17 protein-coding genes and 1 riboswitch are annotated in these 14,325 nt (G+C 41.7%); of the genes, 1 reads left to right on the top strand and 16 read right to left on the bottom strand.

The features are described 5' to 3' along the window. Positions 1-152: 152 nt before the first annotated feature. The 13 genes from BET01_RS05770 to BET01_RS05710 form a co-directional block, all read right to left on the bottom strand. Positions 153-689, bottom strand: coding sequence for a C40 family peptidase (locus BET01_RS05770; protein ID WP_120195824.1), 537 nt, complete (start codon positions 687-689; stop codon positions 153-155). Positions 690-713: 24 nt separating this feature from the next. Beyond that, positions 714-1,253 (bottom strand): DUF3877 family protein, encoded by a 540-nt coding sequence (locus tag BET01_RS05765; protein ID WP_120195823.1) that lies wholly within the window; start codon positions 1,251-1,253, stop codon positions 714-716. Positions 1,254-1,345: 92 nt separating this feature from the next. Beyond that, the gene (locus tag BET01_RS05760; RefSeq protein WP_120195822.1) at positions 1,346-2,281 is read right to left on the bottom strand and encodes a M14 family metallopeptidase; all 936 of its coding nucleotides are present in this window, start codon (positions 2,279-2,281) and stop codon (positions 1,346-1,348) included. Next, positions 2,278-3,216: a M14 family metallopeptidase gene (locus BET01_RS05755; protein ID WP_120195821.1), complete on the bottom strand. Its 939-nt coding sequence runs from the start codon at positions 3,214-3,216 to the stop codon at positions 2,278-2,280. Before BET01_RS05755 ends, BET01_RS05760 begins: the two co-directional genes overlap by 4 nt. Positions 3,217-3,349: 133 nt before the next feature. Beyond that, entirely contained in the window at positions 3,350-3,958 is a 609-nt protein-coding gene (locus BET01_RS05750) for a DUF1062 domain-containing protein (protein WP_120195820.1), read from the bottom strand. 101 nt (positions 3,959-4,059) lie between these two features. After that, a complete protein-coding gene (locus BET01_RS05745) occupies positions 4,060-4,362 on the bottom strand; it encodes a CD3324 family protein (protein ID WP_120195819.1) in 303 nt (100 codons plus the stop codon). Between the two features lie 213 nt (positions 4,363-4,575). Then, positions 4,576-5,238, bottom strand: coding sequence for a pentapeptide repeat-containing protein (locus BET01_RS05740; RefSeq protein WP_120195818.1), 663 nt, complete (start codon positions 5,236-5,238; stop codon positions 4,576-4,578). A 409-nt stretch (positions 5,239-5,647) separates the two neighbouring features. After that, positions 5,648-6,127 carry a 23S rRNA (pseudouridine(1915)-N(3))-methyltransferase RlmH gene (rlmH, locus tag BET01_RS05735; protein WP_120195817.1) on the bottom strand — a complete coding sequence of 160 codons (480 nt, stop codon included), beginning with the start codon at positions 6,125-6,127 and terminating at the stop codon, positions 5,648-5,650. A gap of 9 nt (positions 6,128-6,136) precedes the next feature. Then, positions 6,137-7,165 carry an alpha/beta hydrolase gene (locus BET01_RS05730; protein ID WP_120195816.1) on the bottom strand — a complete coding sequence of 343 codons (1,029 nt, stop codon included), beginning with the start codon at positions 7,163-7,165 and terminating at the stop codon, positions 6,137-6,139. 24 nt (positions 7,166-7,189) lie between these two features. Next, complete coding sequence (locus tag BET01_RS05725) at positions 7,190-9,046, bottom strand: DUF6320 domain-containing protein (protein ID WP_120195815.1); 1,857 nt, start codon at positions 9,044-9,046, stop codon at positions 7,190-7,192. Positions 9,047-9,169: 123 nt separating this feature from the next. Beyond that, the gene (locus tag BET01_RS05720; RefSeq protein ID WP_120195814.1) at positions 9,170-9,868 is read right to left on the bottom strand and encodes a response regulator transcription factor; all 699 of its coding nucleotides are present in this window, start codon (positions 9,866-9,868) and stop codon (positions 9,170-9,172) included. A 21-nt stretch (positions 9,869-9,889) separates the two neighbouring features. Then, positions 9,890-10,540: a helix-hairpin-helix domain-containing protein gene (locus BET01_RS05715; RefSeq protein ID WP_166428721.1), complete on the bottom strand. Its 651-nt coding sequence runs from the start codon at positions 10,538-10,540 to the stop codon at positions 9,890-9,892. 102 nt (positions 10,541-10,642) lie between these two features. Further along, entirely contained in the window at positions 10,643-11,068 is a 426-nt protein-coding gene (locus BET01_RS05710; RefSeq protein ID WP_120195813.1) for a DMT family transporter, read from the bottom strand. Between the two features lie 141 nt (positions 11,069-11,209). Continuing rightward, a riboswitch (TPP riboswitch) is annotated at positions 11,210-11,308 on the top strand. A gap of 26 nt (positions 11,309-11,334) precedes the next feature. On the opposite strand from BET01_RS05710, the gene thiT reads away from it, so the two are divergent. After that, complete coding sequence (gene thiT / locus BET01_RS05705) at positions 11,335-12,006, top strand: energy-coupled thiamine transporter ThiT (RefSeq protein WP_120195812.1); 672 nt, start codon at positions 11,335-11,337, stop codon at positions 12,004-12,006. A gap of 65 nt (positions 12,007-12,071) precedes the next feature. Here thiT and BET01_RS05700 read toward each other — a convergent pair whose 3' ends face one another. The 3 genes from BET01_RS05700 to BET01_RS22490 are packed head-to-tail and all read right to left on the bottom strand — an operon-like array spanning position 12,072 to position 14,229. After that, complete coding sequence (locus BET01_RS05700; protein ID WP_120195982.1) at positions 12,072-13,523, bottom strand: MFS transporter; 1,452 nt, start codon at positions 13,521-13,523, stop codon at positions 12,072-12,074. A gap of 54 nt (positions 13,524-13,577) precedes the next feature. Then, the gene (locus BET01_RS05695; protein ID WP_243117134.1) at positions 13,578-14,033 is read right to left on the bottom strand and encodes a MarR family winged helix-turn-helix transcriptional regulator; all 456 of its coding nucleotides are present in this window, start codon (positions 14,031-14,033) and stop codon (positions 13,578-13,580) included. Positions 14,034-14,046: 13 nt separating this feature from the next. Then, positions 14,047-14,229, bottom strand: coding sequence for a DUF6783 domain-containing protein (locus tag BET01_RS22490; protein ID WP_408610151.1), 183 nt, complete (start codon positions 14,227-14,229; stop codon positions 14,047-14,049). Positions 14,230-14,325: the final 96 nt, after the last annotated feature.

Raw genomic sequence — 14,325 nt, 5'->3', positions numbered from 1 at the left:
CAACAAACCCTTTGCTTTTATACTCATTATACGGGACAAACTCTTTATATCCTCCTGACAAACTATATATATTGACCCGGCAAATTTGTATTCTCCGGTGAAAATACAAAAAACGCACCAGGCTGCTGACAAAAAACCTGATGCGCTCACTTTTATTCGCTTAAAATTCTTCTTATGGACTGGATGGGCTTAAAATCTATATTGGATACCTTAATGCCATCCTCTGGTCCGCTTGCATGGATCAGCTTACGGTCGCCTCCATAAATTCCGATGTGGCCTATGTACGAAATCAGATCTCCTGGTTTTGCATTTTCTATTCCATTAATCTCAATTCCTGCTTTTCCCTGTTCCTCAGATGTTCTTGGCAGATTCACTCCGTACTGCTTATAAATGCTTAAGACAAATCCAGAGCAGTCCGCTCCTTCCGTCAGGCTTGTCCCGCCATAAACGTAAGGATTTCCAAGAAACTGTCTTGCATAATTTGCTACGTCTTGCCCTTTTCCTGAGAAAACACCAGACACACCTGGGCCCTTTCCACTAAAAGATGGACCGGATAGAGCTTCAAAGGGCATAGGAGGCACGATGGGAATGTTTTGAACGGTTCCAGTATCAGCCCTTGCCGGAATGCTGCCCGCAGAGATCATGAAAAGACTTAATAGCAAAGCTTTGACCAATAATTTCTTTCGCATATATTTCTCCCTGTTTGATGTATTTTATAATCCCATTTCCACTGCTTCTTCCAGAAGAAACCGGTGGTATGTCACATGGTTTTCATGAAACTTAATATAATACCTGTAATAATCAAAGGAAGCGTCTTCAAAAAATATAACATAATCACATTCTTCCTGATTTGAAGTATTACAAATAATCCTGCCCTGAGAATAGCTTCCAAATACACTTAATATATCATCTAGTGTAGTACCTGGCTTTTCCACTGCTTTTATAAACTCTCTTAAAAATCCGTTGTCTTCCACATTCTGATACACGTATTCCACACCTTCTGGCGGTATCTCAAAACAGAATCTCTCCTGGCTTTTGGTAATCCTTACGTTATGAAGCTTGTCTTTTGTATATTCTTTAAAGCCTTCCATAAAGGCTTTTATCTCTTCTTTTAAATTTCCATTTATCTTCACTGCTCGTATGAGAGCCTTTTCCGGGTAATAAAACCGGATGGCTTCTTTTTCATATCCTAATTTAATCTGAACTTCCTTGATTGAATTAATGAGCATCTGTTCCAAAAAAGCATACTGCATGTTTCTTCTCCCCACCTGGTGCCTGTCCTTTTTCTAACAGTTTCTCTCCCTATTATAGACAATTATCACCTTACCAGTCAAGTAGGTTTCTGCTACTGGTGGAGCCTTCGAATAATTTTATAAATGATAGCGCCCTCCATTACAAGAGGCTGGGAATGGGCAAAAAAGACGATTCCTTCTGCAGGGGCTAGAATCTGGCTTATAATCTCTCCCTCAAAGGGATCTAATATCTCCGCAAGCACCTCACCTCGTCTCACTTCCTGACCCGGTTTAAAGCAGGGACGGTAAATACCGCCTTGGTCCGTCCTTACGCTTGCTAAGTCACTTTCTTGAAGAACCGTGGCAATGTATCCGCTGTGGCTGGGATAACGAATCATACCCATTCTTGTGAGGAAGCGAAGCACAGAAGCCGCCGCAAGCTTTGCCGATTCTTCATCAATTTGATCCGTACTGCTGGTGTAAACAGAAAACGCACTGGTGTTATTTAGCTGCCAGTTGTAATTGAGGGTCACCTTATCAATTGGTTTTGCCTCTCGGACGAGAACATAGGGAAGACCGAATAAATTAGCAAGGCTTGGGTTTTGCACGCCAGTGTCCATCATTCTCACATGTGGAATAAAGTCTCCTGGAATGTAAAAGCTGGTAAACTGAATCCCATAGCTAAATTCCTTCACAGCGTCAAAGACTCCAGCAGCAATTCGCTTTGTAATTTCTCCATTCTTATCGCCTGGAAACATCCGGTTAATGTCCGAATCATCCGTGGGCCAAAATCTCTTTCCAAGATTCATGGAAGCCGTATTTAACGTGGGGATCACCATAATCTCATTTCCCTTTACAATGGCTCCTCTTTCTTCTAGCTCTTTTAGCTGACGGATCAGTTGGGAGCATATATAAAGCTGCTGGATCTCGTTCCCTCTGCATGCTCCCACAATACAGGCGGACTTATCCCCTCTTCCAAAGCGATAGCCATAGATATTCATATCATCCCGGTAGAGGTTGCTTACCGTAAAAACGGCCTCTTTTCTCATTCCTCTTCTCCTCCTAACACCCTAGCCAGCAGGGAACCTGTAGAGACCACCGGATATTCTCTTAACGTAAAGACCAAACCAGAAGTAGGGGATACCACCTCTTCCATCACCGTTCCATCCATAGGATTTAAAATCTGACCCATTGGCTGACCCTTTTCAACCACTCCCAGATGCTCTACAAAAGGAAGAAAGATACCCGCCTTTTCTGCATGGATTAGACCAAGCATCCGATTTAAAGATACCATCGGCTCCCTTGGGATGATGGTTTCTCCTGTCCACATACCAAGTTCCTTCATAAGACAAAAGATTCCTTCCGTAATCTGATGCCCATAGCTTTTGGTTATCCTCATGCCCACACCCATTTCCACCACAAAGGTAGGGACACCGATGCTGTTTAGTCCATGAGAAAGGGTGGATTCCAGCACCGGAGCACTCTCGTGAATCCAAATCAAATCCACATTCATTAGACTGGCATAGGGAAGAAGGGCATCTGCCCTCTTTCCGCTCATTCGTATTTGAGGTATCTCCCGTAAAAATATATTGCTGGCATGGAGATCCACACAAAAATCAGAACCTGAAATATCAGCCATGATCCGAGAAGCGATATGCTCTGTAACAGCGCCCTCTTCGTCTCCTGGAAATATGCGGTTCATATCAATATCAAATCCTGGTACACCTCTTGTAATGGAATCCACTCCAAGAGGATTCAGCGCCGGATAGATATCTACGATTCCTTTTAAATGTTCTTTCTTCTCACGGAGTATCCGGTTTAGCTCATAACATACCAACTGACCTTCCAACTCATCTCCATGAACCCCAGTTACAACGCTTAACCGCTTCTCATTCCCAGACAGTACCTTTGGCTCTATTCTATTTTTATATATATTCCAGCTCTCCCCGACGGAAAGCCCAATGGATACCACCTTTTCTATCATAATCCCACGCCCTTTGATTTCTTTATTCGCTGGCTTTAGCTATCATTTCTTTAAAGACAGCGTTACCAACCTTTTTAAAAAGGCAACGAATGCCCAAAAAGCGTCGTTGCCTAAGAAATAATATACCGTTATTTTATGATTTTGTCAATGAATCCGGGACAGGCGGTAGTATCTGGAGCACCATGAAATCCTTGACCTTGCTTTTATACGAAAGGAGTGACCCATGGTTTAAGACACAACCAGTTTCACACCATTTTTTTGCAGTGCTTCTGGAAATAGAGAACTGCCGGACCAGTAAGGCATCCACCCTTAGATCAAAACCGGCAGGGATACCTATTTCCACCTCAGTGATGCCTTCCTTGCTAGTCGTAACGGTGGTGTTCCTTATAATGACTTCATAGTCTGTCCGGTTCTGAATCATTTCTGCCTTGTTCTTTCCAAATAGTTTCCTGTCATTTCCGTATTTCCCAGCAAGCTGGACTGAATTGCTTAAAAACCCCTTATATTCCTCTTTATCCACCCGCCCTGCTTCGATCCGTTCCAATACCGTAAGATTGTAGGTGGTTTCACAGCTTTCACATCGAAATATCAACCAAATATCAAGTTGACTGCCATTGGCATTTACCCGGAATTTTCCACTGTTCTTAAATTCCTTTTTCTCTTTGCACTTGGAACAGTTTTTTAAGATGGAGGGCAACTCTTTTGGTTTTATGGTCCAGTTTATCCGTAAATTCTGATTCATAATTTCCTCCGATCAGCTTATCGCTTTACGGATTACTCTACCATGACTGCCTTCCTACTCCCACCTTATACTCGTTTCTATTACAAAGACAAGGCAAGACATCATGTTACCTTTGATGTCTTGCCTTGTCCCATATTCTTTCTTTCCTGCAGTACAATCCTTTGAATGCTTTTTTCCGATAAGTAGTATCGTTTCGCAAGATCACCTACGCAGGCCCCGGTTGAGTATTCCAAAAAGATTGATCGGTCACGTAGACTTCTTTCCTCTCTGGCTCCTGTTCTCTCCCCCCAGGTTTTTTTATTTTCTTGTTTTCTTGGTATATAAATGTATTCTCCGTCTATATACTTCTGGATCAATTCCACCAGTTCTTCTGGCATGATCTCATTGGCTTTCTGATAGCGCATCGCTGCCTCCCAAACATATTTTTCTGTCCGGAATAGCAAAGGCCATACAATTACTTAATTCACTGCATAACCCGTGCTATGCAGTCTTTGAAGGTTCCATCATAGATACTCGCCCCCTATCTCTATGGTGGTCATTAGTTGTTTCAATTATATCATAAAAAAGATCAATATAACACCTCAAAATCATCATAGAACGATGTTTGAGTATTTAAACTATTCGTTTTTAATGACAATGCCTAAGTACCTGGAAAGCTCTGCCGCCTGATATAAATCCACAATTGCACCGTTAATCTCTTTCCCCTCGTCGGAAAGGATCAGCCCGCTTATCTTACTTGTGGTAAAGTCAGCTCCCCTTAAAGAGGTTTTAAACAAGCTTGCCTTTTCAAGATCAGCCTGATTCCAGATGACATCTTTAAAATGACATTGAGTAAAAAAGCTTCCCTTAAGCTGACTTTCAAGAAATTTGACATGCTCCAGCTTGCTTGAGTCAAAATTAGCATAATTAAAGTTACTTCCTGATATAGAAATATGGAGAAAGGTACTTCCAGCAAACACAGCTCCCATCCCTTTGCAGTTGAGAAATTCCATCCGGTTAAAGTAGCCGTCTGAAAATACACTATTGGACATATCGCAGGAGTTAAAAACAACATCACTAAATTCTCCACGCTGAAAATCACAGTTTTGAAAGCTACAATTTTCAAATAAGACTGAAAAAAAGCGCATATGAGATAGCTCTTCTCCAGTCATATGAATGTTTTTAATCAGGGTATGCCTGACTGCTTCTTCTTCCTCTTTTCGAACAAGAAGTTGGTTATCTTCCTCAAAGACCCATTCCATTTGCCCACCTAAAATGGGTCCAAGTAATTTCTGAGACATGCGATATGGTTCTCCTTCTTCGTTTCTTTCCTATATTATGCCACAAGAAATTAAGGTGGACAACCCTTTCCCACAATTCTTTGTTTAGCTACGAAGATGGAAATTATCTACTTCATTTTGAAGGTCCCTGGCTAGCTGTGACATCTCCTGGCTGGAGGAGGAAAATTCCTCAGCCGCCGAATTGGCCTGTACCACACTGGAAATCTGCTCCATCCCCTGAGTGATCTGATTGATGGCATCAAGGAAACTTACGTTGATTTTGACTGCAAAAGGCCTTTATTGCTATTACTTTAGATTATTCTCTGTCCAATTCACTTGTTCCGAAAGAAAAATGGGGATTTTTCGTAAAAAAAGAACAAGACTCTCTTTTGTGGAGAAGGTCTTGTTCTTTTCTTCTATCTATGTCCAATTACTTATGATAAGGTTCCCCATAAATAATCCGATAACTGCGGTATATCTGTTCCAGCAATATTACTCGCATCAACTGGTGGGGAAATGTCATACGGGAGAAGCTAAGTTTATAATCTGCCCGCTTTAAAACGGCATCGGATAATCCCAGGGAACCGCCAATAACAAATGCGATTTGACTAGTACCTCCAATTCCCAGGGAATCAATCTTTTCAGAAAGCTTTACAGAATCCAGCATATCTCCTTCAATAGCAAGGGCAATCACATAGGAACCATCCTTAATGGATGCAATGATGCGTTCCCCTTCCTTATCCTTAATCTGCCTTTCCATCACCTCACCAGCATTATCTGGTGTCTTTTCATCAGGCAGTTGAATAATATCCAGTTTACAATAACGACTCAGTCTTTTTGTATATTCTGCAATGGCGTCGGAAAAGAACTTTTCCTTAATCTTTCCCACTGTTACCAAAGTTATCTTCATGTAAATCTCCTATCCATCAAGCTCCTTTTTCATCATAGCGATTAGAAGCTTTGTTACGTCTCTTACTGTTTTTTTCGGCCCGTTTTGTACCTTACGGACTACTTTGCCATCTGGCTTTACATTGATATGATATATGATTCTTAAAAACTCCTCTGCTTCTTCCCAAGCTTCCTGGCTCTCTGGAATCAGATCAAGGCCCATCTGGAATACATGAAACATGCCATCGTATACCGAAAAACGGTGCTTGACTCCGGCAGCCTTTAGCTTTTCTGCCATAGATTGGGTATCGCTCAATAAAACTTCATAGCTTCCAACCTGTAAAAGAACAAAAGGAAACTGTTTGAAATCACCAAACATAGGGGATATATATGGATTTTTAGGATCCTCTTCCCCTACATAGGAAGAATTATAAAGCATATTGTTGGTGGAATTTCCAAACAATGGATCTATCTCGTAGTTGGTTTTATAACTTTCCCCGCTGTTGGTTAGATCCGTCCAGGCAGACATAGCGATAAAACCGCCAGGAAGTGGGATATTATGATCCTTTAAATAAAGACCAAGAGCAAGGCCTAAGCCGCCACCAGCAGAATCTCCTGCAATCACGATGTCAGCTGGGTCGTATTTTTTCTCATTGATAAGCCATTCATATGCAAATAGGGCATCGTTAAGAGCGGCTGGATAAGGATTCTCTGGTGCTACCCGGTAATCTGGGGTCAGCACATCCCCTCCATAACTGATCTTGGAATAGCGGACGGCAAATCTCCTATAAATGTTTTTCATAGGGCCAATGTAGCCGCCTCCATGAAGCTGTAAGATCACCCGGCCAGTGAAGACTCCAACAGGCCTTAAATATTCCATATTAAAATGTTCATTCTCTATGATTTCATACTCATATCCTGATGGACAGGCCCAGGCAGGTTCTACGGGATTACGTCTTAATTCCCCGGTTCTTATTGGTTCTTTTAATGATGTTTCCATCACGTTTTGCATCATTTCCCTCACCAGATTTCCTCTTACACTTACATTTTTTCTTCTCAATGAAATGCCAACTCCTTTCTGCCTTTATATATGAAACCGCCGTTTCAGCTCATTTTTAACGCTCCAATCACCAAGAAGTATGGTGACAATGAGTAAAATCACCGTCAATGTCACAGCAACTATGGTGAGAGGCGGTCTGGTAATCAAGCCTGCTGCCCAGAATATCAAGGGAATAAAGCTAAATACGGTTATGGCAATCTGATACATGAAGTAGCTCTGCCAGTTCATCCGGTTTACAAGAATTAAAGACACCACAGAAAGATCCGCAAAAAGAATCGTGCTAGGTATGCCATAATTCACAGACCATCCGCTGTAACCACTGGAATGATCGATAGCCACCCATAGCGCTTCTGCGGCGGCTGTCTGAAGCAATATCTTTGCACCTAGATTGGAATGGTGCATCAGGGAATACCGGACTGTAATCACAGCATAAGCCATTAATCCAATGGCTATGACAGACCAAGTGGAGCCGGAATATGTGGCATAATTTATAATTCCCAGAACAAAAGCCATAATTACCATCAGCCCATAAAACACATTGGCCAGCTTTTTCATTTTCTCTTTATCGTAACGGATCTGAGGATACATTCCTTTATTGTCACGGGTTCCGGGAACCCCATTGCTTTCTGCTTCTACTGGTACTCCTTCTGATTCTAAGAAAGCAAAAAAATGATCCTGGAGTCTTGTATCCTGAAACACGGTAGAAAAGGTGATCACCAATTCATTGTCATAGGAGCAAACTGCACATTTTACCGGCTGCCTTTTAGAGACTCCAATTAGCATATGGAACCGTTCCACATCTTCCTTATATTCCTCTAACACATCGATAGAACCAATATTAGAAAGTGTCATGGTATATGCTCTATCATTCTTTCGAAACACGAAATTAATGGCGCACCACTTCACAAAGAGAGGCACAATGCGCAGATACCACTTTTTCTCATTGGAAACATTATAGGAGATTACTTCCTCCATCTTCTCCTTTGTAATGTTTAAATCCATCTGGGAACTGACTATCTTTAATATCTCCGAAAAGGTATGCTCTTTTCCATCGGAGAGATATTCAATCAGGGTGACTGCAAAAAAGTTAGCCATGGTCTTGGAGCCAAAGAAAGTACGAAGGTTGATTGGAATGCTGATTCCAATGGGTGCTTCACAAGCCTTTCTCTCAAGATGTTCCGTATAGATGGACCAGATTAAAGCGGCAGTTAAAAACCTGGTCACGCTGGCGTTATAACGTTTGCCTGCTTCTTTTAATTCCTTTAAGCCCATGTAGCCATGAAGAATGTTTTCTTCATCTAGAGGCAGGCTATCTCCGGATAGATGAAACGCCTTTTTTGAGCTATATTTGCGTTTTTCCGTCTTTTTATAGTTCCTGATATAGCTGTCTTCTACATTCATGGAGATATCAGACGATATCTTCTGGTCGAATGTATGCACTGATTTCCACCCCTTCTTTAAATCCAGATAGCGGTAAACCAGGGCCTTTAAAAAGTTAACGGCTCCAAGTCCGTCTGTCACAGCATGAAATACCTCTAAATTAATTCTTCTGTCAAAATAACTGACCCGGAACAAAAACTGGTGGCTGCTTCTGGGATCAATGTATTTACAGGGATAGGTGGTCTCTCGTTCAATCACAGGCATCCGCTTATTGTGCTCAAAATAATACCAGAAAAATCCTCTGCCAAGCCTTACGGAGAATCCCTCAAACTGAGGCAAAATCTCTTCTAAGGCTGTCTGAAGAGTTCCTGGATCGATCTCTTCCTTTAGGGTTGCGGAAATGCGGAACACGCTGCTTAAGCTCTTGCTTGCTATAACTGGGAATATCTTTGCTGTATTATCAAGTTTTCTCCATCGCTCTCCCTGGGGACTTCGCTTCATCCAGTTTGTGCCTCTCTTCTCTTACCATTTGGACGGTATATAATAGGTGACATTTCTTATTAATTCGTTTGAAAAAGACGGATTCCCCGGCATGCGGCAGGAAATCCGTCTTATTATTCTTTCCTAGACGCGGAAATAATAACCGACGCCCCACTTTGTATGCACATACTTTGGATCGCTTGGGCTAGGCTCTATCTTCTCTCTCAAACGGCGCACGTGAACATCCACGGTGCGGACATCTCCTGTGTCCATTGCCTTATTCCCCCAAACAAACGTAAGAAGCTGTTCTCTACTGTAAACCTTGGAAGGATTGCAGGTAAGAAGCTCTAAAAGATCAAATTCCTTGGCAGTCAGATTAATCTCTTTCTCACCGATAAAGACCCGCCTGCTGTCCCGATCAAGCTTTAAATCTCCTGCGGTAACAAGGCGCCCTTCATCTTGGCGGTCCCGCTTACCTTTCTTGGCATTACGACGCATGATCGCCTTAATTCTAGCCTTTACTTCCAGAATGTTAAAGGGTTTTGTGATATAATCATCGGCTCCGTATTCCAGTCCAAGGATCTTATCCATATCATTGCCCTTTGCTGTCAGCATAATAATCGGCATCTCAGAAAATTCCCGAATGGCTTGGCAAACCTCATAACCATCAAACTTTGGAAGCATGACGTCTAGTAAAACCATATCGTATTCTTTTTGCTTTGCCAGATTTATGGCTTCCTCCCCGTCATAAGCGCAATCCACTTCCATACCATCTTGTTCCAAGCTAAATCTCATGCCTTTCACAATTAATTTTTCATCATCCACTACTAAAACACTTGCCATCTCACACCTCTGTCTTCTATCTTAAATCGTTATGTCGTCTTTTATCTTTTGGAATGCCGCATCCTTGATCCCGGATACATTCATAATATCGTCAATCTTCTTAAATGCACCGTGACTATCCCGGTACTTTATGATGTCTTCGGCTCTGGCCTCTCCGATTCCTCTAAGAGTCATCAGTTCTTCCTTTGGGGCAGTATTTAGATTTATTTTAGATCCTTTCTGCCCGGTTTCTTTCAAAGCTTGGTCTTCTGCTGTTTTTGCTTCGTCCCTGCTTAAAACCACGATTTTCATGCCGTCTTCGATCTGTTGTGCCATATTTAAATATTCTGGTGATGCCTGCTGCGTGAAACCTCCGGCCTTTTCCACCGCTTCAAATACCCTGCTTTCTTTGGAAAGCTGGTACACGCCAGGAAAAACCACTTCTCCGCAAATATGTACATAGCAGGGCAGACTCTTCTCTTCTTGTGTATCCAAGGAACTGCTGCCCGGAGATTCTTCCTTTTGGCTCTCTAAGGGGGAAACAGTGCTTGCCATTGCTTCCATCTCTTTTGATGACTGAGAAATATTGGTTTCACCGGTCCGGTTGACGTAAAATCTGCTTACGCTGTAGCATATGCCTGAGATCAAAATACATAAAACGATGAATGCAATCTTCGCTTTTTGGAATTTCATGATATCCCTCCTGTTACAAATATTGGATAAAAAGGATACCATCTTCAGCCTATGTTATTATTCTACCGAAAGAGATACGTAAATACAAGCACTATTTCCAAATTAGTTAAATATCATGATGCCAATGATTGCAACTACAGCACCAATTAGCTTTTTCCACTCAAATCCTATTTTTTCTACACCAAACAGGCCAAAAAGCTCCACCCCGTATGCCACTATGATCTGGGAAACCACAATGACAAGTGCTGCCTTTGCAGGTCCTAAACTACTCATGCTTTTTACTACCGTATAGGTGATGAATGCTCCAATTACACCTCCAATGAGCATGTATTTTGGGTGTACATTAAGAAGGTCCGTAATATTTTCCCGGCCTGAAAAATACCATAAAATCATACAAGTTAAAAATGCAGTGAGCTGCACCCAGCCAGTCGCCACCCACATACTGGATTGTTTGGTCACACCTGTATTTAAAACTCCCTGGATGCTCATAAGTGCTCCCGATATAAGAGCGATTACAAAGCCTGTCATAAATAACCTCCATTGATCCTGTTTTCTTTTTCTGTTATATCCTAGGTTGTGCCTTATTTGTTTTTTTATACAAATATTATCATTTGACACAACTTGACAAGCCTTTCCAATTGAGTTATACTCAGCTTAAACTAATAAATGTTCACGCGCTAGGGGAGCCACAGGCTGAGAATGGTAATTACCTAACCCTCACTACTTGAACCGGCTAATACCGGCGTAAGGAAGCATCAGTAGTCCCCTCCTGCGTATAAAAAGGAGGTATTTTTATGTCTTTTTTTCTAAATTACTCCGCTGACAAAGCGGAATACATGTTAACGACAGCCGGATACATTGCTGTTATCTTACTTTTAGCAGTTGTCTTTTTGGGATTTCAATTTTTTTCAAAACCCAATCAAACAACGCCTCATATTAGAACACAGCGCTTAGTATACTGTGCAGGTGCCATGGCTCTTTCCCTGGTAACTTCCTTAATCAAGTTCGCATCACTTCCGTTTGGAGGCTCCATCACCCTTTTCTCCATGTTGTTCATCTGCCTTATTGGCTATGTATTCGGGGTAAGAACAGGAATTATGACTGGTGTGGCATACGGAATCCTACAGTTTATTATGAATCCATATATTTTTGCCCCAATACAGGTTCTTCTTGATTATCCCCTGGCTTTTGGAGCACTTGGACTTTCCGGTCTGTTCCGCAATAAAAAACATGGACTGATAGCCGGATATATCACTGGCGTAATCGGCCGCTATCTCTTTCATGTGATTTCCGGTTACATATTTTTTGCTTCTTATGCTCCGGAAGGAACCAACTCCATGATCTATATTCTGGTATACAATGCTACTTATATTCTTCCAGAGTTAATTGTCACCATAATTGTTCTTTATATGCCACCTGTACTCAAAGCAATCACGCAAGTGAAGCGGCAGGCAGTGAGCGAATAAGTGTAACAACAAAAAAGTATCTTGAAGGCTGATTTACGAGCCATTCAAGATACTTTTTTGTTGTTTTAATTCGTTTCTACAGTAATATGGGACTGTTTCTTTCGCTTTTGACCATACAGTCTAACTGCGGTTAAGAAAGCACCAACTCCACAAACGGCTGCGGCAATGAGATAGACGGTTCTCATTCCATAGATAAATACATCGTCACGTCCCCTGATATAATCGGATACATTATAGCCGACCTTTTGACTCATCTGGCTATAGAGAATAATAACAGCAAAGGACACTCCGCTAATGATACCCAGATTCCGAATCAACGCATTGACACTACCGCAGATTCCCAGCATATTTTTCGGAGCCGTAGACATGGTAATGGAGTTATTAGGAGACTGAAATAATCCGTTTCCCACTGACATGATTGCCAGATAAATCACCAAAACCTTAATTTCTGAGGTTTCTGTTAAGGTGGCCATCAGACAAAGTCCCACTCCTGACAAGCATAGTCCTGCAAAGGTAAGAATCTCCGAACCTATCTTATCGGATAAATACCCGCTGATTGGGGCTACCACTGCTAGAATTACCGGGGATACCATTAGTATGATTCCTGTAAATGCCGGAGAATACTTAAGGGTATCTTGAAGGTAAAAGGGCAGGATGATGGAAGAGCTGCTTAGCGCCACAAAGGATAAAAAGGCACATAAAATACTGATGGAAAACAGGCTGTTGCGAAACAGACTAAGAGGCAAAAGGGGCACTTCTGTCCGGCTCTCCAGATAAAGAAACAAAAGGAAGGAAATTAAAAAGAAAAGGAATCCTCCTACAATCAGAGGGTTTGTATATCCGTAGTTCTTTCCAAACGTTAGTGACAAAAACAAAGAGACTACGGAAAACAGAAATAAAACACTTCCTTTTTTATCAAATGGCTGTTGGGTTGCCTTTTTAGACCTGGGAAGAATCCTCATTCCTAAGAAATAAACCAAAATTCCAATTGGTACGTTAATTAAAAATATATATTCCCAGGCAAAGGAATGTATAATAAAACCGCCCAGGGGTGGACCTGCCATGGACCCAAGCGCTACCGCCGTACCGGAAATTCCAAGGGCTTTTCCTCTCTCATTTGCTGGAAAGACCTGGGTGATGATTCCTTGATTGGTACCCATAGCTGCCGCTGCTCCAAGAGCCTGAATTCCCCTAGAAATAATAAGCTGTAAAAAGCTGTGGGATATGCCGCAAAGCAATGATCCGGCAGTAAAAACTAAAACTCCGTATAGGAATATTCGTGTCTTTCCAAATATATCGCCCAAACGGCCAAAGATCAAAATGGTTCCAACCACCACTAAAAGATAAATAGTTACTACCCAAGCGATTGCCTCGGAGCTGACATGTAATAGCTCCGACATCTGGGGAAGAGCCACGTTTACGATGCTGCTGTCTAGGGTCGCCATAAGGGTGAGCAACACCACATTAATTAAAATAAGCATACGATTTTTGTATACTTTTTCATTTGTTTGTTCCATTAATTTCTCCATTTCTAGATTCATATAATAAATTCTCTCTTCTTTCTGCCTCTTTTATTCCTCGTCTTTTTTGAGATTGCGAATTTGCTTTGCTTTTATTAAAACTACATCTAACATTCTCATAAGCTCATCTTTTTCTTCCTCATCAAGGCCCCGGGTAATGGTTCGATTCCAGTTAATCATTTCCTTTCGAATGTCCGGAACCAAAGATTTTCCCTCTTCAGTCAGATAAAGCTTATAGGCTCTTATGTCTTTTTTGTCTACCTCTTTCTTTACATAACCCTGATCCATCAGCTTTTTCAATTCTCTGGCCGACATGGCTTTATCCACGCTTAACTCTTTGCTCAGTTGATTTTGATTGACCCCATCTTCATGATACAAAGCCAGTAAATAGGGACAGCTAGCGCTACTAAGTCCATATGGCTTTAATATATCACTCATATACGCCTGAGTGCAGCGATAAATGCCTCCAGTGTACTTACTTAGCTTCCGGTATTCTTCTTTCATCATCTCTCCTCTTCCATCAAGGGCGTGTCTGAAAACTGCTTGTTTCAAGATGTGCGTTACACTTTGTGGAAGATTTGGTCCAGATGAAGGCGGCGTAGTAGGCTACGCCAACTGAATTTGGAGCAAATATGCTGCGAAGTGGGACGTGCAGATTGGTGCAATGAGTTTTCAGACACACCCTAAGTATCCTGGAAATCATACGCTGGATATTATAATCCAATATGGTTGATAAGTCAACTATATTTATAAGAAGCATGTCTGTATCACATCAGCAAGTACCTCTGGAATATAATGA

Origin of the sequence: Lacrimispora algidixylanolytica, from assembly GCF_003609635.1 — a bacterium.
GTDB lineage: Bacteria > Bacillota > Clostridia > Lachnospirales > Lachnospiraceae > Lacrimispora > Lacrimispora algidixylanolytica.
Note: the sequence above shows the minus strand (reverse complement) of the source record. Positions and strands in the feature narration are given on the sequence as shown.

Coding starts and splice junctions, on each gene's coding strand:
- rlmH (WP_120195817.1), bottom strand. CDS start 6,127: ATGAAGATAACTTTGGTAACAGTGGGAAAGATTAAGGAAAAGTTCTTT.
- BET01_RS05740 (WP_120195818.1), bottom strand. CDS start 5,238: ATGTCTCAGAAATTACTTGGACCCATTTTAGGTGGGCAAATGGAATGG.
- BET01_RS05760 (WP_120195822.1), bottom strand. CDS start 2,281: ATGAGAAAAGAGGCCGTTTTTACGGTAAGCAACCTCTACCGGGATGAT.
- BET01_RS05755 (WP_120195821.1), bottom strand. CDS start 3,216: ATGATAGAAAAGGTGGTATCCATTGGGCTTTCCGTCGGGGAGAGCTGG.
- BET01_RS05750 (WP_120195820.1), bottom strand. CDS start 3,958: ATGAATCAGAATTTACGGATAAACTGGACCATAAAACCAAAAGAGTTG.
- BET01_RS22490 (WP_408610151.1), bottom strand. CDS start 14,229: ATGATTTCCAGGATACTTAGGGTGTGTCTGAAAACTCATTGCACCAAT.
- BET01_RS05710 (WP_120195813.1), bottom strand. CDS start 11,068: ATGACAGGCTTTGTAATCGCTCTTATATCGGGAGCACTTATGAGCATC.
- BET01_RS05745 (WP_120195819.1), bottom strand. CDS start 4,362: ATGCGCTATCAGAAAGCCAATGAGATCATGCCAGAAGAACTGGTGGAA.
- BET01_RS05720 (WP_120195814.1), bottom strand. CDS start 9,868: ATGGCAAGTGTTTTAGTAGTGGATGATGAAAAATTAATTGTGAAAGGC.
- thiT (WP_120195812.1), top strand. CDS start 11,335: ATGTCTTTTTTTCTAAATTACTCCGCTGACAAAGCGGAATACATGTTA.
- BET01_RS05770 (WP_120195824.1), bottom strand. CDS start 689: ATGCGAAAGAAATTATTGGTCAAAGCTTTGCTATTAAGTCTTTTCATG.
- BET01_RS05715 (WP_166428721.1), bottom strand. CDS start 10,540: ATGAAATTCCAAAAAGCGAAGATTGCATTCATCGTTTTATGTATTTTG.
- BET01_RS05765 (WP_120195823.1), bottom strand. CDS start 1,253: ATGCAGTATGCTTTTTTGGAACAGATGCTCATTAATTCAATCAAGGAA.
- BET01_RS05695 (WP_243117134.1), bottom strand. CDS start 14,033: ATGATGAAAGAAGAATACCGGAAGCTAAGTAAGTACACTGGAGGCATT.
- BET01_RS05700 (WP_120195982.1), bottom strand. CDS start 13,523: ATGGAACAAACAAATGAAAAAGTATACAAAAATCGTATGCTTATTTTA.
- BET01_RS05725 (WP_120195815.1), bottom strand. CDS start 9,046: ATGAAGCGAAGTCCCCAGGGAGAGCGATGGAGAAAACTTGATAATACA.